Annotated in this window: 28 protein-coding genes; 11 read left to right on the forward strand and 17 right to left on the reverse strand. The window is 63.5% G+C overall.

Annotated elements, in window-relative coordinates:
• Positions 1-82 precede the first annotated feature (82 nt).
• Positions 83-1282, reverse strand: coding sequence for a tyrosine--tRNA ligase (gene tyrS / locus B4I46_RS04275; RefSeq protein WP_054915947.1), 1200 nt, complete (start codon positions 1280-1282; stop codon positions 83-85).
• 210 nt (positions 1283-1492) lie between these two features.
• Between tyrS and B4I46_RS04280 the strand changes: the two genes are divergently transcribed.
• Together B4I46_RS04280 and B4I46_RS04285 are read left to right on the forward strand one after the other, a co-directional pair.
• The gene (locus B4I46_RS04280; protein WP_043859836.1) at positions 1493-2905 is read left to right on the forward strand and encodes a peptidoglycan DD-metalloendopeptidase family protein; all 1413 of its coding nucleotides are present in this window, start codon (positions 1493-1495) and stop codon (positions 2903-2905) included.
• A gap of 3 nt (positions 2906-2908) precedes the next feature.
• On the forward strand, positions 2909-4000 hold the full coding sequence (locus B4I46_RS04285) for an anhydro-N-acetylmuramic acid kinase (protein ID WP_286898758.1): 1092 nt from the start codon (positions 2909-2911) through the stop codon (positions 3998-4000).
• 55 nt (positions 4001-4055) lie between these two features.
• Here B4I46_RS04285 and erpA read toward each other — a convergent pair whose 3' ends face one another.
• Both erpA and argC read right to left on the reverse strand, forming a co-directional pair.
• Positions 4056-4406 carry an iron-sulfur cluster insertion protein ErpA gene (gene erpA, locus B4I46_RS04290; RefSeq protein WP_043859834.1) on the reverse strand — a complete coding sequence of 117 codons (351 nt, stop codon included), beginning with the start codon at positions 4404-4406 and terminating at the stop codon, positions 4056-4058.
• Positions 4407-4562: 156 nt separating this feature from the next.
• On the reverse strand, positions 4563-5597 hold the full coding sequence (gene argC / locus B4I46_RS04295; RefSeq protein ID WP_286898759.1) for an N-acetyl-gamma-glutamyl-phosphate reductase: 1035 nt from the start codon (positions 5595-5597) through the stop codon (positions 4563-4565).
• A gap of 139 nt (positions 5598-5736) precedes the next feature.
• Here argC and hemJ point away from each other — a divergent pair, with 139 nt between their 5' ends.
• The 8 genes from hemJ to B4I46_RS04335 all read left to right on the forward strand — a co-directional run bounded on the left by hemJ (position 5737) and on the right by B4I46_RS04335 (position 11090).
• Entirely contained in the window at positions 5737-6162 is a 426-nt protein-coding gene (hemJ, locus tag B4I46_RS04300; RefSeq protein WP_043859832.1) for a protoporphyrinogen oxidase HemJ, read from the forward strand.
• A gap of 22 nt (positions 6163-6184) precedes the next feature.
• A complete protein-coding gene (locus B4I46_RS04305; protein ID WP_196931967.1) occupies positions 6185-7141 on the forward strand; it encodes an NAD(P)H-dependent flavin oxidoreductase in 957 nt (318 codons plus the stop codon).
• 27 nt (positions 7142-7168) lie between these two features.
• Complete coding sequence (locus tag B4I46_RS04310; RefSeq protein WP_052504188.1) at positions 7169-7630, forward strand: DUF805 domain-containing protein; 462 nt, start codon at positions 7169-7171, stop codon at positions 7628-7630.
• 72 nt (positions 7631-7702) lie between these two features.
• Positions 7703-8476 carry an SDR family NAD(P)-dependent oxidoreductase gene (locus B4I46_RS04315; RefSeq protein WP_043859830.1) on the forward strand — a complete coding sequence of 258 codons (774 nt, stop codon included), beginning with the start codon at positions 7703-7705 and terminating at the stop codon, positions 8474-8476.
• Between the two features lie 73 nt (positions 8477-8549).
• Entirely contained in the window at positions 8550-8888 is a 339-nt protein-coding gene (locus B4I46_RS04320) for a histidine triad nucleotide-binding protein (RefSeq protein WP_043859829.1), read from the forward strand.
• A gap of 65 nt (positions 8889-8953) precedes the next feature.
• The gene (gene coq7, locus B4I46_RS04325; RefSeq protein WP_286898764.1) at positions 8954-9601 is read left to right on the forward strand and encodes a 2-polyprenyl-3-methyl-6-methoxy-1,4-benzoquinone monooxygenase; all 648 of its coding nucleotides are present in this window, start codon (positions 8954-8956) and stop codon (positions 9599-9601) included.
• Entirely contained in the window at positions 9598-10638 is a 1041-nt protein-coding gene (locus B4I46_RS04330) for a DUF2157 domain-containing protein (protein ID WP_058541843.1), read from the forward strand. The genes coq7 and B4I46_RS04330 overlap by 4 nt, the downstream gene beginning before the upstream one ends.
• Positions 10635-11090, forward strand: coding sequence for a hypothetical protein (locus tag B4I46_RS04335; protein WP_286898766.1), 456 nt, complete (start codon positions 10635-10637; stop codon positions 11088-11090). Before B4I46_RS04330 ends, B4I46_RS04335 begins: the two co-directional genes overlap by 4 nt.
• 34 nt (positions 11091-11124) lie before the next feature.
• Here B4I46_RS04335 and B4I46_RS04340 read toward each other — a convergent pair whose 3' ends face one another.
• A complete protein-coding gene (locus tag B4I46_RS04340) occupies positions 11125-11547 on the reverse strand; it encodes an OsmC family protein (protein WP_043859826.1) in 423 nt (140 codons plus the stop codon).
• A gap of 190 nt (positions 11548-11737) precedes the next feature.
• On the opposite strand from B4I46_RS04340, the gene crp reads away from it, so the two are divergent.
• A complete protein-coding gene (crp, locus tag B4I46_RS04345) occupies positions 11738-12382 on the forward strand; it encodes a cAMP-activated global transcriptional regulator CRP (protein WP_043859825.1) in 645 nt (214 codons plus the stop codon).
• Here crp and B4I46_RS04350 read toward each other — a convergent pair.
• From B4I46_RS04350 to B4I46_RS04410, 13 genes are all read right to left on the reverse strand, one after another.
• Complete coding sequence (locus B4I46_RS04350; RefSeq protein ID WP_058541841.1) at positions 12379-13083, reverse strand: lipoate--protein ligase family protein; 705 nt, start codon at positions 13081-13083, stop codon at positions 12379-12381. The two genes, crp and B4I46_RS04350, sit on opposite strands and share 4 nt — an antisense overlap.
• A 52-nt stretch (positions 13084-13135) precedes the next feature.
• Positions 13136-13972: an indole-3-glycerol phosphate synthase TrpC gene (gene trpC / locus B4I46_RS04355; RefSeq protein ID WP_054915953.1), complete on the reverse strand. Its 837-nt coding sequence runs from the start codon at positions 13970-13972 to the stop codon at positions 13136-13138.
• Positions 13969-15018 carry an anthranilate phosphoribosyltransferase gene (trpD, locus tag B4I46_RS04360; RefSeq protein WP_043863772.1) on the reverse strand — a complete coding sequence of 350 codons (1050 nt, stop codon included), beginning with the start codon at positions 15016-15018 and terminating at the stop codon, positions 13969-13971. Before trpD ends, trpC begins: the two co-directional genes overlap by 4 nt.
• A gap of 12 nt (positions 15019-15030) precedes the next feature.
• Complete coding sequence (locus B4I46_RS04365) at positions 15031-15624, reverse strand: aminodeoxychorismate/anthranilate synthase component II (protein ID WP_043863771.1); 594 nt, start codon at positions 15622-15624, stop codon at positions 15031-15033.
• A gap of 62 nt (positions 15625-15686) precedes the next feature.
• Positions 15687-17168 (reverse strand): anthranilate synthase component I, encoded by a 1482-nt coding sequence (trpE, locus tag B4I46_RS04370; protein ID WP_078480903.1) that lies wholly within the window; start codon positions 17166-17168, stop codon positions 15687-15689.
• Between the two features lie 70 nt (positions 17169-17238).
• Complete coding sequence (locus B4I46_RS04375; protein ID WP_043863769.1) at positions 17239-18054, reverse strand: phosphoglycolate phosphatase; 816 nt, start codon at positions 18052-18054, stop codon at positions 17239-17241.
• The gene (gene rpe, locus B4I46_RS04380) at positions 18051-18725 is read right to left on the reverse strand and encodes a ribulose-phosphate 3-epimerase (RefSeq protein ID WP_043863783.1); all 675 of its coding nucleotides are present in this window, start codon (positions 18723-18725) and stop codon (positions 18051-18053) included. The genes B4I46_RS04375 and rpe overlap by 4 nt, the downstream gene beginning before the upstream one ends.
• A 160-nt stretch (positions 18726-18885) precedes the next feature.
• Positions 18886-19713 (reverse strand): ABC transporter permease, encoded by an 828-nt coding sequence (locus B4I46_RS04385; protein WP_043863768.1) that lies wholly within the window; start codon positions 19711-19713, stop codon positions 18886-18888.
• 11 nt (positions 19714-19724) lie between these two features.
• Complete coding sequence (locus B4I46_RS04390) at positions 19725-20972, reverse strand: ABC transporter permease (protein WP_043863767.1); 1248 nt, start codon at positions 20970-20972, stop codon at positions 19725-19727.
• Positions 20973-21037: 65 nt separating this feature from the next.
• Positions 21038-22069 (reverse strand): ABC transporter substrate-binding protein, encoded by a 1032-nt coding sequence (locus tag B4I46_RS04395; protein WP_054915954.1) that lies wholly within the window; start codon positions 22067-22069, stop codon positions 21038-21040.
• 40 nt (positions 22070-22109) lie between these two features.
• A complete protein-coding gene (locus B4I46_RS04400; RefSeq protein WP_043863765.1) occupies positions 22110-23234 on the reverse strand; it encodes an ABC transporter ATP-binding protein in 1125 nt (374 codons plus the stop codon).
• 270 nt (positions 23235-23504) lie between these two features.
• On the reverse strand, positions 23505-24134 hold the full coding sequence (locus B4I46_RS04405) for a response regulator (RefSeq protein ID WP_043863764.1): 630 nt from the start codon (positions 24132-24134) through the stop codon (positions 23505-23507).
• Between the two features lie 2 nt (positions 24135-24136).
• Entirely contained in the window at positions 24137-26539 is a 2403-nt protein-coding gene (locus B4I46_RS04410) for a PAS domain-containing sensor histidine kinase (RefSeq protein ID WP_043863763.1), read from the reverse strand.
• Between the last annotated feature and the right edge of the window lie 20 nt (positions 26540-26559).

Consider the following 26559-nt stretch of genomic DNA (forward strand, 5'->3'; position numbering starts at 1 on the left):
AAGGGCTAATTTGAAACTTTCGCAAAACAAAGCAAACCCAGCCCTTCTCTATATAGGAAGGGCGGCTTACGCCGCCCTCTCTTTATTCAGCCTTCAGACTGATACGTGCAAACGCCTTCTTGCCTGCCTGACACACATGGGTGGAGCCCAGCTCGAAGACGAAGCCACGATCAACGACCTCACCATCGACCTTCACGCTTCCTGCCGCCAGCAGATCACGGGCTGCCGCCGAGTTCTTGACCAGGCCCGCCTTGTTCAGCACAGCAGAAATCGGCATGGCCTCGGCAGCCAGCACGTCGATCTGCGGCAGGTCCTCCGGCAGCTCGCCATCCTTCATGCGATTACCCGCTGCGCGGTGGGCATTGGCCGCAGCCTCCTCACCATGGAAGCGGGCCACGATCTCTTCAGCCAGCTTGATCTTGATATCCCGCGGGTTGGCACCAGCGGCCACTTCAGCACGGAACCCATCGATCTCTTCCATGGAGCGAAAGCTCAGCAGCTCGAAGTAACGCCACATCAACGTATCAGGGATCGACACCAGCTTGCTGTACATCACCCCTGGTGCTTCCTGGATACCTACATAGTTACCCAGCGACTTGGACATCTTCTTCACGCCATCCAGCCCTTCGAGCAACGGCATGGTGACGATGTTCTGCGCCTCCTGGCCGTAGCCACGCTGCAGCTCGCGCCCCATCAGCAGGTTGAACTTCTGGTCGGTACCGCCCAGCTCGACATCGGCCTTCAGCGCCACCGAGTCATAGCCCTGCACAAGCGGGTAGAGGAACTCGTGAATCGCGATCGGCTGATTGCTGGTATAGCGCTTGTCGAAGTCGTCGCGCTCGAGCATGCGCGCCACAGTGTACTGTGAAGCCAGGCGAATGAAGTCGGCCGGGGTCAGCGCATCCATCCAGGTAGAGTTGAACGCAACCTCGGTCTTGGCCGGATCAAGAATCTTGAACACCTGCTGCTTGTAGGTCTCGGCGTTCTCCAGCACCTGCTCGCGGGTCAACGGCGGGCGTGTTGCGCTCTTGCCGCTCGGGTCACCGATCATGCCGGTGAAGTCGCCGATCAGGAAGATCACCTGATGCCCCAGTTCCTGGAACTGGCGCAGCTTGTTAATAAGGACGGTGTGCCCCAGGTGCAGATCCGGCGCAGTCGGGTCGAAACCCGCCTTGATCCGCAGCGGTTGCCCGCGCTTGAGCTTCTCGACCAGTTCGGCCTCGACCAGTACCTCTTCCGCACCACGCTTGATCAGCGCTAGCTGCTCTTCAACCGACTTCATAACAGACCCGCAAGGCTCAGATTCAAAGGGCCCCAACCATACAAGATCAGCCATCAAATACAAGTTTTTGCCCCGGATGTGACCGCACACCCGACTGATGACGTCTGCGCGCTTGCGCTGAAGGGGATTTGGTTATATTTTATACAGTTATTTCATCTTCATCATGTCATTCATCTTTTCCAATCCATCTTTTTCAAAGTCAATCTACCTATGACCAACGAACCGACTAAAGCGCCTCCGCTTTATCCGAAGAGCCACCTGTTGGCCGCCAGCGGTATCGCCGCCCTGCTCAGCCTGGCCTTGCTGGTGTTCCCCTCCAGCGAGGTCGAAGCCAAGAAAACCACCCTTAACCTCGAGCTGGAATCCCCTGCCGAGCAGCTGAAGCAACAGGAAACCACCCAGGCCGACGTCCGCGAAGAAACCACCGCCTCGCCGTTCGCCCAGATTGACACTGCCCCCGCGCCCACCGAAGAAACCGCCAAGACCGAACCCACCCCAACTGCCGAACCCGCCAAGGATCCAAGCCACCGCGAAGTCACCGTGGCCCGTGGCGACACCCTGTCGACACTGTTCGCCAAGGTCGGCCTGCCGGCCAATGTGGTGCACGAGGTGCTTGCCAGCAACAAGCAGGCCAAGCAATTCAGCCAGCTCAAGCATGGCCAGGTACTGGAAATCGAACTGGACAAGGACGGCCAGCTGGCCAGCCTGCACAGCAAGGTCAGCGATCTCGAGACCATCCGCCTGACCAAGGGCGACAAGGGATATGCCTTCAACCGTGAAATCACCAAGCCAGTGGTTCGCTCGGCCTACGTGCACGGCGTCATCAAGAGTTCGCTGTCGGCTTCCGCGCAGCGTGCCGGCCTGAACCATTCGCTGACCATGGACATGGCCCGCATCTTCGGCTACGACATCGACTTCGCCCAGGACATCCGCCAGGGTGACGAATTCGACGTGATCTACGAACAGAAAGTGGTCAATGGCAAGGTGGTCGGCAACGGCAACATCCTGTCGGCACGCTTCACCAACCGCGGCAAGAGCTTCACTGCGGTGCGCTATACCAACAAGCAGGGCAACACCAGCTACTACACCGCCGACGGCAATAGCATGCGCAAGGCGTTCATTCGTACCCCGGTGGACTTCGCCCGCATCAGCTCGCGCTTCTCGGCAGGTCGCAAGCACCCTATCCTGAACAAGATCCGCGCCCACAAGGGCGTCGACTATGCAGCGCCGCGCGGCACGCCGATCAAGGCCGCCGGTGACGGCAAGGTACTGCTGGCCGGTCGTCGTGGAGGCTACGGCAACACCGTGATCATCAAGCACGGCAATACCTACCAGACCCTGTACGGGCACATGCAGGGCTTCGCCAAGGGCATCAAGACCGGCGGCACGGTCAAGCAGGGCCAGGTGATCGGCTACATCGGCACCACGGGGCTGTCCACCGGGCCGCACCTGCACTACGAGTTCCAGGTCAATGGCGTGCACGTCGACCCGCTCGGACAGAAGCTGCCAATGGCCGATCCGATCGCCAAGGCTGAACGCCAGCGCTTCCTGCAGCAAAGCCAGCCGCTGATGGCGCGCATGGAACAAGAGAAGGCCACCATGCTGGCCTCGGCCAAGCGCTAAGCCATGGCCCTGTATCTGGGAGTGATGTCCGGCACCAGCCTCGATGGCCTGGACATCGCCTTGATCAGACAGGAGCAGCGTCTCACGCTGCTCGCTACCCATTACATTCCGATGCCCCAGGCGCTGCGCGACGACTTGCTCGCGCTGTGCGCCAGCGGCCCCGACGAAATTGCCCGCGCCGCCCTGGCCGAGGCTGCCTGGGTGAAACTGGCCGCCGAGGGCGTTCAGCAATTGCTGGCCGAACAGCACCTGCAGCCTGCAGATATCCGCGCTATTGGCAGCCACGGACAGACCATTCGCCACGAGCCTGCCCAGGGCTTCACCGTGCAGATCGGCAACCCGGCGCTGCTGGCAGAGCTGACCGGGATTACAGTGGTCAGCGATTTTCGCCGCCGCGACGTGGCTGCCGGCGGCCAGGGGGCCCCCTTGGTGCCGGCCTTTCACGAAGCGCTGTTCGACAATCAGGGCGAGCGCCTGGCAGTACTCAACGTCGGCGGCTTCAGCAACCTGAGCCTGATCGAGACCGGCAAGCCGGTCAGCGGCTTCGACTGTGGCCCGGGCAACGTACTGCTGGATGCCTGGATCAACGAGAAACAAGGTCACGGCTATGATGCCGACGGCGCCTGGGCGGCCACAGGCCACGTCATCCCCGGGCTGCTCGCCAGCCTGCTCAGCGATCCGTTCTTTGCCGGCACCGGTCCCAAGAGTACCGGCCGCGAGGTGTTCAACCTGACATGGCTGCGCAAGCACCTGGCCGGCCAGCCCCCCGGCAGCGATGCCGACGTGCAGGCCACCCTGCTCGAACTTACCGCCCATAGCATCGTCAGCTCGCTACAGGCGGCGCAGACAGCCACCCAGGCGCTGCTGGTCTGTGGCGGCGGCGCCCACAACGGCACACTGATGAAGCGTCTGGCCTGCCTGCTGCCCAACGCCCGGGTCAGCAGCACTGCCATCAACGGCGTCGATCCAGACTGGGTGGAAGCCATGGCCTTCGCCTGGCTGGCACACTGCTGCCTGGAGGGCATCGCCGCCAACCGCCCCAGTGTTACTGGCGCCAAGGGCCTGCGCGTTCTGGGCGCGATCTACCCCGCCTGAACGCACACAGCAAAACGCCGCGCAGAGGCGCGGCGTCAGCAGTACTGTCTGTAACTCAGATCGAGAACGAAGAGCCGCAACCGCAGGTGGTGGTGGCGTTCGGGTTCTTGATGACGAAACGCGAACCTTCCAGACCTTCCTGGTAGTCCACTTCCGCGCCCGCCAGGTACTGGAAGCTCATCGGGTCGACCACCAGGGCAACACCCTCGCGCTCGACGATGGTGTCGTCTTCAGCCACATCTTCGTCGAAGGTGAAGCCGTACTGGAAGCCCGAGCAACCGCCACCGGTCACGAACACGCGCAATTTGAGGCGATCATTGCCCTCTTCATCGACCAGGGTCTTCACCTTGTGCGCGGCACCCTGCGTGAATTGCAAAATCGTGGGGGTGAAGGATTCGACGCTCATGCTGACTTTCTCCCGGCGCTGTTGCCGCCTTAATGCGTGATGACGCGCATTATCCGCTTCTCCGAGAAAATCGGTCAACAATAGAAGCAGCGGCAGGCCGCAAGCGACAAGCGGCAAATGCCGCCCTATGCCCGCTTGCAGCCTGCCAGTTGCGCCTTAAGGCAGCAGCCCGGCGTGGGACAGGCCCATACGCTCGTCCAGACCGAACAGAATGTTCAGGTTCTGTACCGCCTGGCCCGAGGCCCCCTTCACGAGGTTGTCGATTACCGACAACACCACCACCAGATCACCCCCTTGCGGGCGATGCACGGCAATGCGGCATACGTTGGCCCCGCGCACACTGCGGGTTTCCGGGTGGCTGCCGGCTGGCATCACGTCGACGAACGGCTCATTGGCGTAGCGTTTTTCGAACAGCCCCTGCAGGTCGACCGAGGTGTCGGCGACGGTGGCATACAAGGTCGAATGAATACCGCGGATCATCGGCGTCAGGTGAGGCACGAACGTCAGGCCGACATCACCACCGGCTGCCCGGCGCAGACCCTGACGGATCTCGGGCAGATGGCGGTGGCCTTTCACCGCGTAGGCCTTCATGCTTTCACCGGCTTCACAGAACAGCGAGCCAACGCTGGCACCGCGGCCCGCACCACTGACCCCAGACTTGCAGTCGGCAATCAGGCGCGAGGCATCAGCAATGCCCGCTTCCAGCAACGGCAGGAACCCCAGCTGGGTCGCGGTGGGGTAGCAACCCGGCACGGCGATCAGGCGGGCGCTGCGGATCTGCTCGCGGTTCACCTCCGGCAGGCCATACACCGCATCCTTGAGCAGCTCTGGCGCGCCGTGGGGCTGGCCGTACCACTGCGCCCACTCATCGGCGTCCTGCAGTCGGAAGTCGGCCGACAGGTCGATGACCTTGGTGCCGGCTGCCAGCAACTCGCCGGCCAGGGCATGGGCCACGCCGTGCGGGGTGGCGAAGAACACCACGTCACAGGCCGCCAGGGTCTTGGTGTCCGGCACGCTGAAAGCCAGGTTGTCGTAGTGGCCACGCAGGTTCGGGTACATCTCGGCCACCGGCAGGCCCGCTTCGGAACGCGAGGTGATGACTGCCACTTCAGCCTGTGGATGCTGTGCCAACAGACGCAGCAGCTCGACACCGGTGTAACCCGTGCCGCCGACGATACCGACCTTGACCATATACCTGCCCCTTTCAACGAACCGACTGGAAAACCACGGATAATATGGGCCCACAGCCTTGGTAACAACCGTTCGGGTGACGCCTGCACACACAAGCCACTACTATCTGACGACCGTGAACCTGAAGGACTACCTAAAAATGCTGTTTCTCTGGATCAAAGCCCTGCACATCGTCAGTGTCGTCTGCTGGTTTGCCGGCCTGTTCTACCTCCCTCGCCTGTTCGTCTATCACGCCCAGAGCCAGGACACCATCAGCCAGGAACGCTTCGTCACCATGGAGCGCAAGCTGTACCGCGGCATTATGGGCCCGGCAATGATCGCGACTTTCGTGTTCGGCATCTGGCTGCTCAGCCTCAACCCCGACTTCCTCAAGCAGGGCTGGATGCACGCCAAGCTGACCCTGATCATTCTGCTGACCGGCTACCATCACATGTGCGGCGCCAACGTGAAGCGCTTCGCGCGCGGCGAAAACACCCGCAGCCATGTGTACTTCCGCTGGTTCAATGAAGTGCCTGTGGTCATCCTGTTGCTCATCGTCATCCTGGTCGTGGTCAAACCGTTCTGATCCTCCACTCCGAGAGCCCGCCATGTCATTGCCCGCCCTGCTTGAACAACGCCTGCGCCTGCCCGTGGTGGTAGCGCCGATGTTCCTGATTTCCAATCCACAGCTGGTCCTGGCCTGCTGCAGCAATGGCGTGGTGGGCAGCTTCCCGGCGCTCAACCAGCGTGACAGTGCCGGCTTCAGGGCCTGGCTGGAGCAGATAGAGGCGGGCCTGGCCGGGCTCGACAACCCCGCGCCCTATGCGGTGAACCTCATCGTGCACCCCAGCAACCCGCGCCTGCAGGCCGATCTTGCGATCTGCATCGAGCACCGCGTGCCCATCGTCATCACCAGCCTGGGTGCGGCAAAGGAAGTGGTCGATGCCGTCCACGGCTATGGCGGCCTGGTGTTCCATGACGTGACCACCCGGCGCCATGCCGAGAAAGCCGCCGAGGCCGGCGTGGACGGCCTGATCGCCGTGGCGGCGGGAGCCGGTGGTCACGCCGGTACGTGGAGCCCTTTTGCCCTGATTGCCGAAATTCGCCAGTTCTTCGACAAGACGCTGCTGCTGGCAGGCTGCCTGAACAGCGGTCACGAAGTTCTGGCCGCGCAACTGCTGGGCGCGGATCTCGCGTACATGGGCACCCACTTCATTGGCAGTACCGAAAGCCAGGCGCCTGACGCCTACAAACAAATGCTGCTGGATGCCAAGGCAGCCGATATCATCCACACCGCCGCAGTGTCCGGGGTGCCGGCCAGCTTCATGCGTCAGAGCCTGGAAAATGCCGGGTTCGACCTCAACGCTCTGGGCAAGTCGGGCGAAAGCCGGCTCAAGCCACTGGATGACGAGGCCAAGGCCTGGAAGACCGTATGGTCCGCCGGCCAGGGCGTCGGCGCCATCGACAGCCTGGGCACGGTTGATCAACTGATCGCTCGACTCGACCACGAATACCGCCAGGCCCAGGCCGCGGCGATCCAGCTGGGCCAGCACCGGCCTGGCTGAACCACTCTCAACGGCAAAGGAAGCCCGATGCGCGACACCTACATCAACCCCCTTCAACTGAACAACGAAAAGCTCAGGGTCATGAGCGTGCGCGGCCGCATTGGCAGGGTGCGGCTACTGGCCTGGAGCCTGGTGCTGATTGGCGCAGTGTTCGGGACGGTGCTACTGGTCGCACTGATGTCCTCGCTCTCCAAAGACCTGGCCGCCGCCATCGTGCCGATGTTGCTGGCCGCCAAGATCTTCAGCCTGGTGTTCATCGCCCGGCGCATGAACGACCTGGGCTTCAATGGCTGGTACAGCCTGTTGACCCTGATCCCCTACTACATCGGCAACCTGGTTTTCCTGGCCCTGCTGTTGATTCCCGGCAACCCCGCCAGCAATCGTTACGGGCCGCCACCGCCCCCCAACACCAAGGCGGTTATCGTGGTGGCCTCGCTGTGGATACCGTTCATGGCCTGGGGTATCTACATGACTGCCCTCAACGGCTGACCGCAGCCTTTACCTGCTCCAGTCTGTAAACTAGGCGCCAGCCGCACCGCCCCCTGCCGATTGGAGAACTGCATGACCCGTTACGCCATGATCACCGGCGCCTCCAGTGGCCTGGGCCTGGCATTGGCCGAGGCCCTCGCGCGCCGGGGGCGCAACCTGATACTGGTGGCCCGGCAGCGCGACCTGCTGGAAAGCATCGCCCTGGAACTGACCCAGCGCTTCGGCGTGGAAGTGCTACTGCGCGCCTGCGACCTGGGCGAGCCATTGCGCCTGTCCGGCTTTCTGCTGGAGCTCGAGGAAGGTGACAGACAGATCGACCTGCTGGTCAACTGCGCCGGCATCCGCACCTACGGGCACTTCCTGGCCCAGGAATGGGGCGACGAGCAGGACATCATCGAGGTCAACATCCTCGCCCTCACCCGCCTGTGCCATGCGCTGGGCAACGCGATGGCGGTGCAGGGTGGCGGGCAGATCCTCAATGTCGCGTCGCTGGCCGCCTTCGCTCCCGGCCCCTGGATGACCACCTATGCGGCGAGCAAGGCTTATGTGCTGCATTTTTCCGAAGGCCTGCGCGAGGAGCTCAAGCAGACCGGTATCAAGGTTTCGGTGTTATGCCCCGGCCCGGTTCGATCGCCGCTGCGGCGCATCCCCCGGCTGGACAACGGCAACCGCTGCATGAGCCCCGAGGAAGTGGCCCTGTACACCGTGCGCGCACTGGAAAAGAACCGCGCACTGATCATCCCCGGTCGGCGCAACCGCTGGCTGGCCGCCAGCCCGCGTTGGCTGTCGCGCTGGCTTGCGCGCAAGCTGGCCGGTGCAATCAACCGGGCCTACTGCCCACGCTGAAGCGAATCGGTACTGGGCGAGCAAGCGGCGCCTGAGTACACTCAAGCCCGAACCCCACCATGGAGCAAGCGTTGTGGAAACTCTGTTCACCAAGATCATCAACCGGGAGATTCCGGCCAGGATCATCTACGAGGACGACCAGGTTCTGGCCTTCCACGATATCGCCCCCCAGGCGCCGGTGCACTTTCTGGTCATCCCGAAAAAGCCGATCCGCACCCTCAACGACCTCACCGAAGAAGACAAGGGTCTGGCCGGTCATATCCTGTTCACCGCCCAGCGACTGGCCAAGGAACTGGGTTGCGAGGACGGTTTCCGCGTGGTGATGAACTGCAACGAGCAGGGTGGACAGACCGTCTACCACATCCACATGCACGTGCTCGGCCAACGCCAGATGACCTGGCCGCCGGGCTGATCCAACGCAAGCCCTGTCATCTGGATTGGGTTAAACTGTCGGGCACATTCTTGCGGAGGTGCCCGATGGCTACCGAACGTCACTATTCGCCGCTCGACCGCTTGTTGCTGCAGGCCGATACCGCCATACGCACCTTGCTCCCCTTCAGCGGCCAACCGTCCCGCCCGTCGCCTGCGATCATCCAGCCAGACGCCGACCTGAGCGACGACCAGACCCGCCACGTCGCCGGCCTGATGCGCATCAACCACACCGGTGAAGTCTGTGCCCAGGCGCTGTACCAGGGCCAGGCCCTGACTGCCAAGCTGCCGCAGGTACGCAAGGCCATGGAACATGCCGCCGAGGAAGAAATCGACCACCTGGCCTGGTGCGAGCAACGCATCCGCCAACTGGGCAGCCACCCGAGCGTTCTCAACCCGCTGTTCTATGGCATGTCGTTCGGCATCGGCGCTGTCGCCGGCCTGATCAGCGACAAGGTCAGCCTCGGTTTCGTCGCGGCCACCGAGCACCAGGTGTGCAAGCACCTGGACGAGCACCTGGAACAGATCCCGGCCGAGGACGAAAAGTCCCGCGCAATCCTCGAACAGATGCGCGTTGATGAAGAGCAGCACGCCGAGTCGGCACTGGATGCCGGCGGCTTTCGCTTCCCCGCACCGGTCAAGTTCGGCATGAGCCTGATGGCCAAGGTCATGACCAAGAGCACCTATCGAATCTGATGGAACACTTCGATGCCAGGGACCTGGCCCGCGCCGTCGATGCCGGCGTACTGAACCCGGGCCAGGACAAGGCCCTGCTTGAATTCCTCAAGCGCCAGCCCGCACAACGGCCCAGTTTCCAGCTGGCCCATGTCGCGTTCTACTTCGGCGCCCTGCTGATCATGGGGGCCATGGGCTGGCTGCTGAGCGAGGCCTGGATGCGCATCGGCGACAGCGCACTGTTGCTGATCGCGTTGGCCTACATGGCCGTGTTGACTGGCGGTGGCCTGGCACTTCAGCGCCGCGGCCAGCGTATTCCTGCCGGTCTGCTGGCAGCGGTGGCGGTCAGCATCGTACCGCTGGCGGTGTTCGCCCTCGAGCGCCTTACCGGCTTCTGGCCCCTGGACGATACCCAGACTCACTACCACAGCTACTACACCTACGTGCAGGGCGGCTGGCTGCTGATGGAAGCGGCCACCGTGATCGCCGGCCTGCTGATGCTGCGCCTGATCCCCTTCCCGTTCATCGTGATGCCCATCGCCGTGGCGCTGTGGTTCATGTCGATGGACCTGACCGAGTGGATCTACGGCGAGCCGTTCAACTGGGCGCAACGCCAGAAGGTTTCGCTTTGGTTCGGCCTCGGCCTGTTGCTGGTGTTCCTCGGCATCGATGGCCGAACCCGCGAGGACTATGCGTTCTGGGGTTATCTGGCCGGGCTGCTGGCCTTCTGGGGCGGGCTGACCTCGATGGACAGTGACAGCGAGGTCGGCAAGGCGCTGTACTGCCTGATCAACCTGGGGCTGATGGCGGTCGCCGTGCTGCTGCGCCGGCCATTGTTCATGGTGTTCGGGGCCATGGGCGTTTCGGCCTACCTTGGCTACCTGTCGTATGACGTATTCGCCGACTCGTTGCTGTTCCCGGTAGTGCTGAGCATGATCGGCCTGGGGGTCATCGGCCTTGGCCTGCTCTACCAGAAGCATCGCGAACGCCTGAGTACAAACCTTCGCGCACTGCTGCCGAACGGCCTGCTCGACCTGTTGCCGGGGCTTCGTCGATGAGGGTGCGCCTGCTGCTGATTCGAGCGCTGCAAAGCATGGGGTTGGTGCTGGTGGGCTACCTGTTCATCTTGGCGATGACCGCAAGCCTGCGCGAAACGCCCTTCAGCATGTCGCTGCCCTATCTGGGCGATTCCGACAACAGCGCGCTGGATCTGGCGCTGTTCTGTGTACCCGGAATGCTGCTGTTCGTGTTGCTGGGCAGCACCATCCGCCGGCGCCGCGTATTGGGCGGCGTGTTTGCTGCCGTTGCGGCCGTCAGTGCCTGGCTGCTGTGCGAGTTGTTCTCCACCGCGTTCGGCAATACCTGGAGCACAAGCGAAGTACTCGGGCTGCTGGTGCTGAACCTGCACTGGTGGTTGCTGGCGCTGGTACCGGGGCTGATGCTGCTGTTTGCGCTGGAGCGCTTCGCCAGCAAGGCTGGCTCCTACAAGGGAAGCGGCATCCGCCTGTAGCAGCCCGCGTTACCGGCGAATGGCCACGCGACGATCAACCCAGCTCGACAATCTCGTAGGCGTGGGTGATCTCGACCCCGGCGCGCCCCAGCATGATCGATGCCGAGCAGTACTTCTCGGCCGACAACTCCACCGCGCGCTTGACCTGGGCCTCCTTCAGGCCGCGGCCCTTGACCACAAAGCGCAGATGAATCTTTGTGAACACCTTGGGGTCCTCGTCGGCCCGCTCGGCCTCGAGAAACGCCTCGCAGCTCTCTACCGCCTGGCGCGATTTCTTCAGAATGCTCACCACGTCGAAATTGCTGCAGCCACCTAGGCCCAGCAGGAGCATCTCCATCGGCCGCACGCCCAGGTTGCGCCCACCACTCTCGGGTGGACCATCCATGACCACTACATGGCCACTGCCCGATTCGCCAAGAAACATGGCTTCGCCTGCCCACTGGATACGCGCCTTCATCACCCGAATTCCCTTGCTTTGAAAAAAGGCTGTCAGCTTAGACCTTGCGCGCACGTGCGAAAAGGCTAAGCGTTCGAGTAAATATGCCGATACACCTACAGGCGTCTGATAAGCTGGCGCCAAACTGCTGGCACCCGCGCCCAGCGGTCGACAAGAATGCCCACGCGTCGCGTCTTTCCAGGATTCAGCCATGGTTGCAACAACCCTTCCAGCCAAGATCAAGAACATCGACAAGTTGCTCGCCCACTGCCAGCGTCGCCGCTTTGCAGCCAAGAACAACATCATCTGCGCTGGTGATCGGGCCGATACCCTGTCGTTCATCGTCAAGGGCTCGGTGACCATCCTGATCGAGGACGAGGAAGGCCGCGAGATGATCATCGCCTACCTCAACAGTGGCGATTTTTTCGGTGAGCTGGGCCTGTTCGAACCCATCGGCAAGGAACACCAGCGCAGCGCCTGGGTACGTGCCAAGACCGAATGCGAAGTGGCTGAAATCAGCTACGAGAAATTCCGTGAACTGGCCCGCCAGGACCAGGACATCCTTTACGCCCTGGGCAGCCAGATGGCCCAGCGCCTGCGCAACACCACGCAGAAGGTGGGCGACCTGGCGTTTTTCGACGTGACCGGTCGGGTGGCCCGCTGCCTGCTGGAGCTGTGCAAGCAGCCCGATGCCATGACCCACCCCGACGGCATGCAGATCAAGATCACCCGCCAGGAAATCGGCCGCATCGTCGGCTGCTCGCGAGAGATGGTCGGCCGCGTGCTCAAGGACCTCGAAGAACGTAACCTGGTGCATGTCAAAGGCAAGACCATGGTGGTCTTCGGCACCCGTTAATCGCGCTCGATCGCCGCGATCACCTGCGAGTAGGCCTGCTCCAGGCGCGCCAGCAGCGGTGCCTGGGGCACCACTTCATGCAGGGCGATATGACTGTCGGCGCGGCAGCGCTGCTCAAGCTCGCAGCATTCATTGAAGCGATTGACTGCCGCCACCATCGACTCGCGCTCGTTGTCCAGCAGCAAGGCGCCATGCACCAGCACCACCGGGCGCTTGCCGCCCAGGCCCTGACGCCAGCGCTGCGCCGTGCCGACCAGCTTGCGACCATTGAGGTTGACGTTGTAGCGCCCATCGCAGAACGCCCCCTCGATCTCCCCCACCGACGCCAGCCCGCCCCATTCGCGCAACACCTCGCATAGCGGCAGGCACAGGCGCTCGTAGGCCTTCTCGATACGACCGTGATCACCCTCGCTGCGCGGCGCCACATACACCAACGCGATATTGATTGTCGCAGCCGACTGCGGCACTGGCTCACCGCCGGTCTCGCGCAGCAGCACCGGCCAGCCGGCAACGGCCAATTCGGTGCAGGCGGCCTCGAAACCTTCCAGCCGGCTCATGCGCCGCGGCATCACCAGCGCGCGGTCCGTCGGCTGCCAGAACAGCAGGCCATGTTGCTTTTCGCCCTTGCACACAGCCGCCAGCAGGTCCTGCTCGGCCTGCAAGCCCGCCTCCACCGTCACCGCAACAGCTTGTTCAGTCATCACACCCACCTTGTCGATACAAAAAAGCCGGCAACGCCGGCTTCAGTGTGGATCAGTCCAGGCCTTGCGCCGGGTTGTGCACCACGCGCTCGGGGAAGAACAGGCGCTGCAGTTCCAACCCCGGGTGCTCGGCACGCATGAACGCTTCGCCCACCAGGAACGAGTAGACCTCGTTGATCTCCATCAGCTCGACGTCTGCCCGATTGAAAATGCCACTTTCGGTGATTGCCAGGCGATCACGCGGGATGCGCGGCAGCAGGTCGAGGGTGGTTTCCAGGCTCACCTCGAAGGTGTGCAGGTTGCGGTTGTTCACGCCCACCAGCGGTGTATCCAGGGTTTTCAGCGCACGCTCCAGCTCGTCGCCGTCGTGCACTTCGACCAATACATCCAGCCCTACGCTCTTCGCCGTGGCCGCCAGCTCGGCCATCTTCACGTCATCCAGCGCCGAGACGATCAGCAGCACGCAATCGGCACCCAGCGCACGGGCCTCGACGATCTGATAAGGATCGATCATGAAGTCCTTGCGGATCACCGGCAACGTGCACGCGGCGCGCGCCTGCTGCAGGTATGCATCGGCGCCCTGGAAGTAATCGATATCGGTAAGCACCGACAGGCAGGTGGCCCCGCCCTTTTCATAACTGACGGCAATGTCGGCCGGCACGAAGTCTTCGCGAATCACGCCCTTGCTCGGCGATGCCTTCTTGATCTCGGCGATCACTGCCGGCTGCTTGCGCTTTGCCTGCTCGATCAGCGCATTGGCGAACCCGCGCGGCGCATCGGCGACGGCCGCCAGGCGCTCGAGTTCAGCCAGGCTGACGCGGGCACTGCGCTCGGCCACTTCCTGAACCTTGCGCGCCAGGATGTTTTCCAGAACCGTCGGTACGCTCACTCTTCATTCTCCTGCTTGAATACCGCGGTAAAGGCGCCCAGCTCTTCGAGCTTTTCTCGCGCCAGCCCGGTGTGCAGTGCATCATGGGCCAGCTCGACGCCTTGCTTGAGGCTCATGGCATGGTCGGCGGCATACAGCGCAGCGCCGGCATTGAGCACGATCATTTCTGCCGCCTTCTGACCGTTTTCGGTCTTGCGGCGCCCCAGGGCATCGCGAATCAGCTCCAGCGACGCGGCCGGGCTGTCTACCGCCAGGCCGTGCAGGCTCTGGCTCTTCATGCCCAGGTCTTCGGGTTCTACCCAGTACTCGGTGATTTCGCCGTTCTTCAGTTCCGCAACGAAGGTCGGTGCGGCCAGGCTGAATTCGTCCAGGCCGTCCTTGGAGTGCACCACCAGCACATGCTTGCTGCCCAGGCGTTGCAGCACCTCGGCCAGCGGCCGGCACAATGCCTGGGTGAACACGCCGACCACCTGGTGCCTGACCCCGGCCGGATTCGTAAGCGGGCCGAGCATGTTGAACAGCGTGCGCAGCCCCAGGTCACGACGCGGGGCGGCGGCATATTTCATCGCCTTGTGGTGGGTCTGGGCGAACATGAAGCCGATACCGACGCTGTCGATGCAACGCGCGACCTGCACCGGCGTCAGGTTCAGGTAGATACCGGCGGCCTCGAGCAGGTCGGCGCTGCCGCTCTTGCCCGATACCGCACGGTTGCCGTGCTTGGCCACGGTGCAGCCGGCAGCGGCCACGACAAATGCCGAGGCGGTGGAAACGTTGAAGATATTGGCGCCGTCGCCACCGGTACCGACCACATCGACCACCTGGTCCAGGGTCTGCAGTTGTACCTGGTCGGCCAGCTCGCGCATTACCGATACCGCACCGACGATCTCGTCGATGCTTTCGCTCTTCATGCGCATGCCCATCATGAAGGCGCCGATCTGCGCCTCGCTGCACTGGCCGGTCATGATCTCGCGCATCACATCGCGCATTTCCTCGGTGCTCAGGTCCAGGTGACCGACGATGCGGCCCAGCGCGCTCTTGATATCCATGGTGTCAAATCCTTAGCGGCGGCCGCCGGTCTGCTTGAGGAAGTTGGCGAACAGCTCGTGGCCCTGCTCGGTGAGGATCGACTCGGGGTGGAACTGCACCCCTTCGATGTTCAGTGTCTTGTGACGCAGGCCCATGATCTCGTCGACCGAGCCGTCGTCCAGGGTGGTCCAGGCAGTCACTTCCAGGCACTCGGGCAGCGTTTCGCGCTTGACCACCAGGGAATGGTAGCGGGTCACCGTCAACGGGTTGTTCAAGCCTGCGAACACACCCTGGTCGATGTGCGACACGGGGCTGGTCTTGCCGTGCATCACCTGGCGCGCCCGTACCACATCACCGCCAAAGGCCTGGCCGATGGACTGGTGGCCCAGGCACACGCCCAGGATCGGCAGCTTGCCGGCAAAGTGCAGGATGGCTTGGAGCGATACACCGGCCTCGGTCGGGGTGCACGGGCCAGGGGACACCACAATGCGCTCGGGCTGCAGTGCCTCGATCTGGGCGATGGTCAGTTCGTCATTGCGAATGACCTTGACCTCTGCACCCAGCTCGCCGAAGTACTGCACGACGTTGTAGGTGAAGGAGTCGTAGTTGTCGATCATCAGTAACATCTGGGTCAACCTCTTGAGTCTGGCGACTCTGAATTCTGTGTTGCGCCGCAGCGGCGCCCTTCTCAGCTGAGCGGTGTCTGTTCAGCCAAGGCTACCGCGCGGAACATCGCCCGACGCTTGTTGATGGTTTCTTCCCACTCCAGCGCCGGCACCGAGTCGGCGACGATGCCGCCACCGGCCTGCACATGCAGCTCACCGTCCTTGATCACGGCGGTGCGGATGGCAATGGCGGTATCCATGTTGCCGTTCCAGGCCAGGTAGCCGACGGCGCCGCCGTACACGCCACGCTTGACCGGCTCCAGCTCGTCGATGATTTCCATGGCGCGGATCTTCGGCGCCCCCGACAGGGTACCGGCGGGCAGAATGGCGCGCAGCGCGTCCATCGCGCTCAGGCCCTGCTTGAGCTGGCCGGTGACGTTGGACACGATGTGCATCACGTTGGAGTAACGCTCGATCACCATCTTCTCGGTGACCTTGACCGAGCCGGTTTCGGAAACGCGACCGGTGTCGTTGCGGCCCAGGTCGATCAGCATCAGGTGCTCGGCGATCTCCTTGGCGTCCGACAGCAGGTCCTGCTCCAGCGCTCGGTCGGCCTCCTCGTTGGCACCACGTGGCCGGGTGCCGGCGATCGGGCGCACGGTGACCAGGTTGTCTTCGACCCGCACCAGCACTTCCGGCGAGCTGCCCACCACATGGAAGTCGCCGAAGTTGAAGAAGTACATGTACGGCGTGGGGTTGAAGCAGCGCAACGCGCGGTACAGGTCGATGGGCGCGGCCTTGAAGTCGATGGACATGCGCTGCGAGGGCACCACCTGCATGCAGTCGCCGGCCAGGATGTACTCCTTGACGGTATCGACGGCGCGTTCGTAGTCGGCCTGGGTGAAGCTTGAGCGAAACTCCGGCTCAGCAGCCAGAGGGCCACCCAGGGCCAGGCCGCGACGCGGGGCGATCGGCTGGCGCAGTTGTTCAAGCAGTTCTTCAAGACGCGCCAGGCCATTCTCGTAGGCGTTGTCCTGGGCGGGGTCGGCCAGCACGATGGCGTGCATCTTGCCGGCCAGGTTGTCGAACACCACCACGGCGTCCGACACCATCAGCAGGATGTCCGGCACGCCCAGCGGATCGGGATTAGGGCACTTGCCCAGGCGCTTCTCTACATAGCGCACGCAGTCGTAGCCGAAATACCCCACCAGGCCACCGTTGAAGCGCGGCAGGCCGTCGATGGTCGGTACGTTGTAGCGTTCCTTGAACGCCTCGACGAAGGCCAGCGGGTCTTCGACTTCATGCTGCTCGATCTCGACACCGTCATGGGTGATGCGCACCTGATGGTCATGCACGCGCAACACGGTGCGACATGGCAGGCCGATGATCGAATAACGCCCCCACTTCTCGCCGCCCTGCACCGACTCGAGCAGGTAGGAGTTGGGCTGGTCGGCCAGTTTCAGGTAGATCGACAGCGGCGTGTCGAAGTCGGCCAGGGTTTCGCAGGCCAGGGGAATGCGGTTGTAGCCGGCAGCGGCCAGGCGCAGGAATTCTTCGCGGGTCATGATAGCCTCGTGGCAATGGGGCAATAGGTCGTACAGGCAAACGCGCCGGATCAGGCCGGCCAGAAAAAAGTCAGGCGCGCCAACGCCAACGGGCCAGGGCCTTGATGACTTTCATCCAGAGTTTGCCGGGTGCCACCACGATGGAATCTCTATCAGGGGGGGATTGATCGTCCGACATTAGCTCAGTGGCCGAATCTAAGCAACCAGGCAGCAGCGCGCGCAGGTCATCGATCACCAGCGCGGGCGACTCCTCGCTGATCGGGCGGCCATGGTTGTAGCCGTAGCTGAGCGCCACGCATTGCACCCCTGCCGCCCGGGACGCCAGCACATCACTGCGCGAGTCGCCCACGAACAGCGCCTGGGCCGGCGCCACGTTGGCCATCTGCATCACGAACAGCAATGCGGCGGGGTCGGGTTTCTTCTGCGGCAGGGTGTCGCCGCCGATGATCCAGCGAAAGTATCGCCCGATCTTCATCTGGTCCAGCAAGGGGGCGACGAAGCGCTCCGGCTTGTTGGTGATCAGGGCCATTTCCACGCCCTGCTTGTGCAGCCACTTGAGGGTGTCACGCACGCCGGGGTAGACCACCGTCAATTCATGGTTGTCGGCATAGGCCTGCATGAACAGCTCGAGCCCGCGCGCGGCCTCATCGTCGTCCACCCCGGCATGCTCGATGCTGCCGGCCAGGGCGCGGCGCACCAGCACCTGCACGCCATTACCGACCCATTCGCGCACGGCAGCGACACCGGCGGGCTGGCGCCCCATTTCGAGCAGCATGTGATCCACGGCGGCCGCCAGGTCCGGCACCGAATCGATCAGGGTGCCATCCAGGTCGAACATCACCAGCTTGGGCAGGCCCCCGGGGAACAGCTGCTCGAAGCCGCTCATGGGCGGGCCAGGGCCAGTTCGGCGTGCATCCTGGCGATCACCTCTTTGTAGTCCGGGGCATTGAAGATCGCCGAGCCGGCCACGAAGGTGTCGGCGCCAGCAGCGGCGATTTCCCGGATATTGTTGACGTTGACCCCACCGTCGATCTCCAGGCGGATATCACGCCCGCTGGCATCGATCAGTGCGCGGGCTTCGCGCAGCTTGTCGAGGGTGGCCGGAATGAACTTCTGGCCGCCAAAGCCCGGGTTGACGCTCATGAGCAGGATCATGTCGACCTTGTCCATCACGTACTTGAGCGCATCCAGCGAGGCAGCCGGGTTGAACACAAGGCCCGCCTTGCAGCCGCCGTCACGGATCAGCTGCAGCGAGCGATCGACGTGCAGGGTGGCGTCGGGGTGGAAGGTGATGTAGGTGGCGCCGGCTTCGATGAAGTCGCCGATGATGCGGTCCACCGGGGTGACCATCAGGTGTGCGTCGATCGGCGCGGTCACGCCGTACTTGCGCAGGGCGCTGCACACCATCGGACCGATGGTAAGGTTGGGAACGTAGTGGTTGTCCATCACGTCGAAGTGGACGATGTCGGCGCCGGCTTCGAGCACCTTGTCGACTTCTTCGCCCAGGCGGGCAAAGTCGGCTGAGAGGATGGAGGGGGCAATAGCGTAGGGCTGCATGGCGCACCTGTTGGGCAGAATCACGGTGGCGCGCATTGTACCTCAGGCAAACCGTCAGGGGCTGACTGGCATCAAGCCTGGATCAGGATCGGTGGTGCCCACTTCGCCGGCAAGGCCAGCTCCTACAGGAGCCAGCCCTGCCGGCGAAGGGTCATCTGTTTCAGCCCGGCTGTTGGGTACGCAGCTTCTCGCCACGCCCGCGCAGCCATTCCAGGGTCAGCAACAGCACCACCGAGAACGCGATCAGCAAGGTCGCCGCTGCAGCAATGGTCGGGCTCAGGTTTTCGCGGATACCGCTGAACATCTGGCGTGGCAGCGTGGCCTGCTCCGGCCCGGCGAGGAACAGCGTCACCACCACCTCGTCGAACGATGTCGCGAAGGCGAACAGGGCCCCCGAGATCACACCTGGGGCGATCAGCGGCAGGGTCACCCGGCGGAACGTGGTGACCGGCGAGGCGCCCAGGCTGGCCGCAGCCCGTACCAGGTTGTGGTTGAAGCCTTGCAGGGTGGCCGACACCGTGATGATCACGAACGGTACACCCAGCACCGCATGCACCAGAATCAGCGAGGTGAAGCTGTTGCCCAGGCCCAGCGGGGCGAAGAACAGGTAGCTGGCCACACCGATGATCACCACCGGTACTACCATCGGCGAGATCACCAGCGCCATCACCAGCGATTTGCCGGGGAAGTCGCCACGGGTCAGGCCGATCGAGGCCAGGGTGCCGAACACCATCGCCAGCAGCGTCGCCGCCGGGGCCACGATGATGCTGTTCTTGAGGGCGCGCATCCACTCGGCCGAACCGAAGAAGTCTTGGTACCACTGCAGCGAGAAGCCTTGCAGCGGATACACCAGGAAGCTCCCCGAGTTGAACGACAACGGGATGATCACCAGTACCGGCAACACCAGGAACAGCAGCACCAGCCCGCAAAGGATGCGCAAACTGTAGTACCAGACCCGTTCGACGGGCGACATGTAAGGGCTCAGCATGACAACGCTCCTCAGCTCAGACGCAGGCGGCTTGCGCCAACCAGCCAGCTATAGATCAGGTACAACAGCACGGTGGCCAGCAACAGCAACCCGCCCAGCGCGGTGGCCATGCCCCAGTTGATGCTGGTGTTGGTGTAGAAGGCGACAAAGTAGCTGACCATCTGGTCGTTCGGGCTGCCCAGCAGTGCCGGGGTGATGTAGTAGCCGATCGCCAGGATGAACACCAGCAGGCACCCTGCGCCGACGCCGGCATAGGTCTGCGGCAGGTACACCCGCCAGAAGCTGGCGAACGGATGGCAACCCAGGGAGATCGCCGCACGCATGTAGGTCGGGGAAATGCCCTTCATCACGCTGTAGATCGGCAAAATCATGAACGGCAGCAGAATGTGGACCATCGAGATGTAGACGCCGGTACGGTTGAACACCAGTTCCATCGGCTTGTCGATCAGCCCCAGCGCCATCAGGCCGCTGTTGATCAGCCCCCCGGACTGGAGCAGCACGATCCACGCCGCCACCCGCACCAGGATCGAGGTCCAGAACGGCAGCAACACCAGGATCATCAGCAGGTTGCTCTGCCGGGTCGGCAGGTTGGCCAGCAGGTAGGCCAGCGGGTACGCCAACGCCAGGCAGATGACGGTGATCACCAGGCCCATCCACAGGGTGCGGGCAAAGATGTCGAGGTAGATGGCCTGGTCCGGGGTGGTCGGCGCCAGCTCGCCCAGGTCATCGATACGGTGGTCCACCGAGGCCAGCAGGTAGAACGGCGTCACGCTGCTGGTGTTGCGGCGGATCGCCTGCCAGTAGGCCGGGTCGCCCCAACGCTCGTCCAGCTCCTGCAACGCATCCTTGTAGGATTGCGGCTCGGTCTTGAACGGCAGGGCCCGGGCAGTCTTGGCCAGCAGGCTGCGGTAGCCGGCCAGCTCCATGTTCAGACGCTTGGAAACATCGCCCAGGGTCTGGTTCTTGCGCGATTCGGCGAGGTCTTCGCTGAGGGCCTTGTACACGTCCTCGCCAGGCAGGCTCTTGCCGTCCCATTCAGCCACCGCGGCGACGGTGCGCGGCAAGCCGCCAACCACCTCGGGGTTGCCGACGCTCTTGTACAGCAGCGCGGCGATCGGCACGATGAAAACCAGCAGCAGAAACACTGCCAGCGGTGCGATCAATGCTTTTGCCTTCCAGCGGTTGACGCGTTCAGCACGCGCCAGGCGCTTCTTGAGGTTGGAACCTGCGCCTTCGTTCAGGGGCACTGCGATGGCCATAGCGAACTCCGAAAATCTTGGAAACAAGAGGCGTCAGCACGATGCCGACGCCCCATTGGCACGGCTTACTTGGCCGCCCAGGCGTTGAAGCGTTGTTCCAGCTGCTCGCTGTTGTCAGCCCAGAACACCACGTCGATCTGCACCTGATTGGCGATGTTCTCCGGCGTGGTCGGCATGTCCTTCTTGACCTCATCCGTCAGCAACGCCACGGCCTTGCTGTTGGCCGGACCGTAGGCGATGTTCGAGGAGAACACCTTCTGCTGCTCGGGCTGGATCGAGAAGGCGATGAACTTCTTGGCGTCCTCGAGGTTTTTCGCGCCCTTCGGAATGGCCCAGGCATCGAAGTCGTAGATACCGCCGTTCCATACCACCTTCAGGTTGCTTTCCTTCTGCACCGCAGCGATGCGACCGTTGTAGGCCGAGCTCATCACCACGTCGCCCGAGGCCAGGTACTGCGGCGGCTGTGCACCTGCTTCCCACCACTGGATGTTTGGCTTGAGGGCGTCGAGCTTCTTGAAGGCGCGGTCCTGGCCTTCCTTGGTGCCCAGCACCTTGTAGACGTCTTTAGGTGCCACACCGTCGGCCATCAGCGCGAATTCCAGGGTGTACTTGGCACCCTTGCGCAGGCCGCGCTTGCCCGGGAATTTCTGGGTATCCCAGAAATCCGCCCAGCTGGTGGGCGCAGTCTTGAGTTTGTCGGCGTTGTAGGCCATGACGGTCGACCACACGAAGAAGCCCACGCCACACGGCTGGATGGCGCCGGCCACATAGTCGGACTCATCGCCGAACAGGGCCGGGTCGAGCTGCTCGAACATGCCTTCGTCACAACCGCGGGCCAGTTCCGGCGACTCCACCTCCACCAGGTTCCAGCTCACGCTCTTGGTGTCGACCATGGCCTTGACCTTGGCCATTTCACCGTTGTAGTCGGCGGGGATGATCTTGCCGTTGCCGGCCTTTTCCCACGGCTCGTAGAACGCCTTGACCTGGGCGGCCTTGTTGGCCCCCCCGAACGCGACCACGGTCAGGTCGGCGGCGATGGCCTGGCTTGCTGCGAACAGGCCCAGGGTCAGAGCGGTCAGCTTCAAGTGTTTGTTCATTATTGTTCTCTCCGCGTTGCTGGGATGGGTGAGGCGATCCTCACTGGGCTTCCAGAATAGGATCGAGTGCGCGACCGTGCTCGACCTCCCAGCCCAGTGGCACCACATCGCCCACGGCCAGGGCCGGGTCGAGTTCGGCGATGGGTTGCTTCACGAAGAAGTCCGCCTTGCCGCACACTTCCAGACGCACCCGCACGTGGTCGCCCAGGTAGATGAATTCGGCCACCCGCCCAGAGAAGCGGTTGACGCAGCTTTCGCTGTGACCGTTCAGGCGCACGCGCTCCGGACGGATCGACAGGGTGACCGGCTCGCCCGGCTGGCCGACGTTGACGGCCAGTGCCTCGACCTTCTCGCCACGGGGCAGCGCCACCAGGCAGCGATCGCCGGTCTGGCTGAGCAGGCGCCCGTTGATACGGTTGTTCTCGCCGATGAAGTTGGCCACGAAGGTATTCTTCGGCTCTTCATACAGGGTGCGCGGGTCGGCGATCTGCTGGATTTCGCCCTGGTGGAACACGGCCACGCGGTCGGACATGGTCAGCGCTTCGCCCTGGTCGTGGGTCACGTAGACCACGGTCACGCCCAGACGCTGGTGCAGGTGCTTGATTTCCATCTGCATGTGTTCGCGCAGCTGCTTGTCGAGGGCGCCGAGTGGTTCGTCCATCAGTACCAGTTGCGGTTCGAACACCAGGGCGCGAGCCAGCGCAACACGCTGCTGCTGGCCGCCGGAAAGCTGGCCGGGGTAGCGCTGGGCGAAGGTTTCGAGCTGCACCATGTTCAGCACGCGCTTGACCCGCTCGCTGATGTCGGTCTTGCTCAGGTTGCGCACGCTCAGCGGGAAGGCCAGGTTCTCGGCCACGGTCATGTGCGGGAACAACGCATAGTTCTGGAACACCATGCCGATGTCGCGCTTGTGCGGCGGCACGTTGTTGATCGAACGCCCGTCCAGCAGGATCTCGCCGGCGGTAGGGGTTTCGAACCCTGCCAGCATCATCAGGCTGGTGGTCTTGCCCGAGCCCGAGGGGCCGAGCAGGGTCAGGAACTCGCCTTTGCGAATATCCAGATTCAGGTCTTTGACGATCAGCGACTCGCCGTCGTAGCTCTTCTGCACACCACGGAAGCTGACCAGCACTTCGCCGGTTGCAGCGTTCGAATTCACCTCACTCATACCTGCACCTTCTTGTTGGATGACTGCTGTGACCCAAGACTAGAGAAGGCAGAAGGTGGCGCAAATCGGGGGTGCTGAGAGAATGCCATCAGCCGGATGGAAACTTGCGGGTAGGGATTGCCCTACAAGGGTGGCGTTTTCAGACACGTTGATAGCCGTGCTGCCCCCTTCGCTGGCAAGCCAGCCCCCACAAGGTTTGTCGGTACACGCCGAACCTGTGGCGACGGGCTTGCCAGCGAAGGGATCAACCCGATGTCGTTTTTGGAACACTCACACCAGCTTGTGCTCCATCGCATACTTCACCAGCTCGGCCAGCGAAGTCACATTCAGCTTCTGCATCAGGCGCGCCTTGTGGGTGCTGATGGTCTTGTTGCTCAGCGCCAGCTGCTGGGCAATGTCGTTGACGTTCGCCCCCTGGGCCAACCGTTCGAACACCGAGAACTCGCGCTCCGACAGCATCGAGTGCAGGGGGCGCGAATCCGTCAGCCCCACCTCGAACACCATGCGGTCGGCCAGGTCCGGATCGATGTAGCGCCCGCCCCCCGCCACCCGGCGAATCGCGGTCAGCAGCAGCGCCGGATCACTGTCCTTGGTCGCGTACCCCGCCGCGCCGATCTTCAGCGCCCGCGCCGCCATCTGCGCCTCGTCATGCATCGACAGCACCAGGATCGCCGGCGGCGCGCTCAACGCGCGAATTCGCGGTATCGCCTCCAGCCCGTTCACCCCCGGCATCGAGATATCCAGCAACACCACCTCGCATTCGGTGTGGCGCAAGGCTTCGAGCAACTGCTCGCCATTGCCGGCCTCGCCCACCACCTGCATGTCCTTGGCCAGGCCGATCAACTGCTTGATGCCCTCGCGCACGATGGTGTGGTCTTCGGCAACCAATACTCGAATCACTGTCAGCTCCTGTCGTTGTTCAGGGGGATGCGTACGCTCAACGTGGTGCCCTCGCCCGGTTCGCTGTCCAGGCGCATGCTGCCGCCCAGCATCAGCACGCGCTCGCGCATGCCCACCAGGCCGAACGAGGTCGGGCGCTGGTCACTCTGCACGAAACCCACGCCGTCGTCGCTGATGGTCAGGCACAGCATCGCACCGTCCAGGCCCAGGTTGATCTGCACAGTATGCGCGTGGGCGTGGCGCATGACGTTGGTCAGGGCCTCCTGCAGAATGCGGAACAGGCTGGTGGCCTTGGCGTCGCTGAGCGGCGGCAGGTTGTCCGGTACCTCGACCAGGCACGGGATCTGCGTGCGGGCCTCGAAACGTCGGGCCTGCCACTCGATGGCCGAGGCAATGCCGGCATCCAGAATCGGCGGGCGCAAGGCCGTGGCGACGTCGCGCACCAGCTGGAACAGCTGCGCGATCAGGCGCTTCATGCTGCCCAGGCGCTCGTTCAGGCCCGGGTCCAGCCCGGCATAGGCCAGCTCGCACATCGAGGTTTCCAGCTTGAGCACGGTCAGCATCTGCCCGAGCTCATCATGCACCTCGCGGGCGATCCGCGCTTTCTCTTCCTCGCGCACGCTCTCCAGGTGCGCCGACAGTTCGCGCAGTTGCTCCTGGGAGCGCGCCAGTTCCAGCTCGGCGCGCTTGCTCTGGCTGATGTCCCATACCACCCCGTCCCACACCACGCGGCCGTCGCGCAGATTGCGGGTACTGGCCTTGATGTCGGCCCAGCGCTGCTCACCCTGGCGCGTGACGATGCGGCCCTGCCACGACCAGTCCTGGTCGGTGGCCAGCGCCTGGTCCTGCACGCGGTGATAGTCGGCGCGGTCTTCGCTGTGCACCAGGTTGCGCAAGCCCATGTCCGGGTGCTGCAGTTCGATGGGCGAGTAGCCGACCAGGGCCTCGCTGCCTTCGCTGATATAGGGGAACTCCAGGTCGCCGATCGCCGGGTTGCGCTCCAGCCGGAACACCAGCCCCGGCACGTTGCCGGCAATGCCCTTGAGCCGAGCCTCGCTCTCGCGCAGCGCCGCCAGGGCACGGCGGCGCTCGGTGACGTCATTGATGAACACCACCAGGTATTCGGCATCGCGAAAGCGCAAGAAGCTCAACGACACATCCACCGGTACCAGGCTGCCATCGGCGCGCAGGCACTGGGTCTCGAAGCGCTGCGCCGCCTCGTCGCTGGCCCGTGCGCGCTTCCACAGGTCCAGCCAGCGGTCCATGTGCAGGTTGGGCTCGATATCGATCAGCGGGCGATCGTTCAGCGCCCCCGAGGTATAGCCGAGCATGCTTTCGACCGCGCGGTTGGCGTAGCGCACATGGCTGTCCCAATGCACCCACAGGATGCCCACGGTGCTCTGGTCGAGGGAGAACTGGCTCAGGCGCAGCGCCTCTTCGCGGGCCAGGCGCTTGGCGATGTTTTCCCGCGCAGCCAGCAGGTTCAGCTCCAACTGCTGTTGCTGGCGCCGCTGCCAGATCACGATGAAGACGCAACTGAAGAACAGCGCCGCGAACAGCAACGCCAGGTTCTGCCAGAACCCCGGTGACTCGCTCAGGCGCGGGTAGCGGGGTTGCAGCCAGCGGTTGTGCAATTGCTCCAGGTCCTTGGCCGGGATGGCCTGCAGGCCGACCTCGATGATGTCGGCCAGTATCGGCCAGTCACGCCGCGAGCCCACCCGCAGCAACTGCGGCAAACCGATGTCGCCCACCACCACCAGATCGCTGAATTCGTTCTCGCGCGACAACCGGCTCAACTGCGCTTCATCCAGCACCGCGTAGCGCACCTGCTCGCTGAGCAATAGCTGCAAGGCCTGGCGCTCGGCCGGCACGCCTTGAAGATTCAGGTTGGAATAGGTCGCGCGCAGATAGTCGGCCAGCGAACTGGGCATGCGCACCGCCACTCGCTCGTTTTCGGCGAGCCGCTCCAGGTCCACTGCCATCGAGCCGTTGCGCGGGCCCACGATCAACTGCGGTACGCGCATGTAGGGGTCGCTGAACAACCAGCGACGCAGGCTGGCCGGGGTCTGGGTCAGCCCTGGCGCCAGGTCGATCTCGCCGCCGGCCAGGGCATGCTCGAGCGCGGCCTGGTCGGGGAAGTTGCGCCACGTCAGGTCCAGGTCCAATGCCCTGCCCAGCCAGTTCATCAGCTCGACGTTGACACCCGACAGCTGCTGCAGGCGCCGGTCGAACTGCGCGAACGGGGCCTGCAACACCAGGCCTACCCGCAAGCTGCGGTGCTGGTCGAGCCATTGCTGTTGCGCCGGGGCCAGGCGTACCGCAGCCGGTACGGATGCCTGCTCCGCGTTCGCCATAAAGGGCCAGCACAAGCAGCCGATAAACAACAGGCAGCGCAAACGCATCATCTTGAATCTCGTCAATGAAG

The organism is Pseudomonas sp. UBA7500 (assembly GCF_002478435.1).
Classification (GTDB): Bacteria; Pseudomonadota; Gammaproteobacteria; order Pseudomonadales; family Pseudomonadaceae; genus Aquipseudomonas; species Aquipseudomonas palmensis.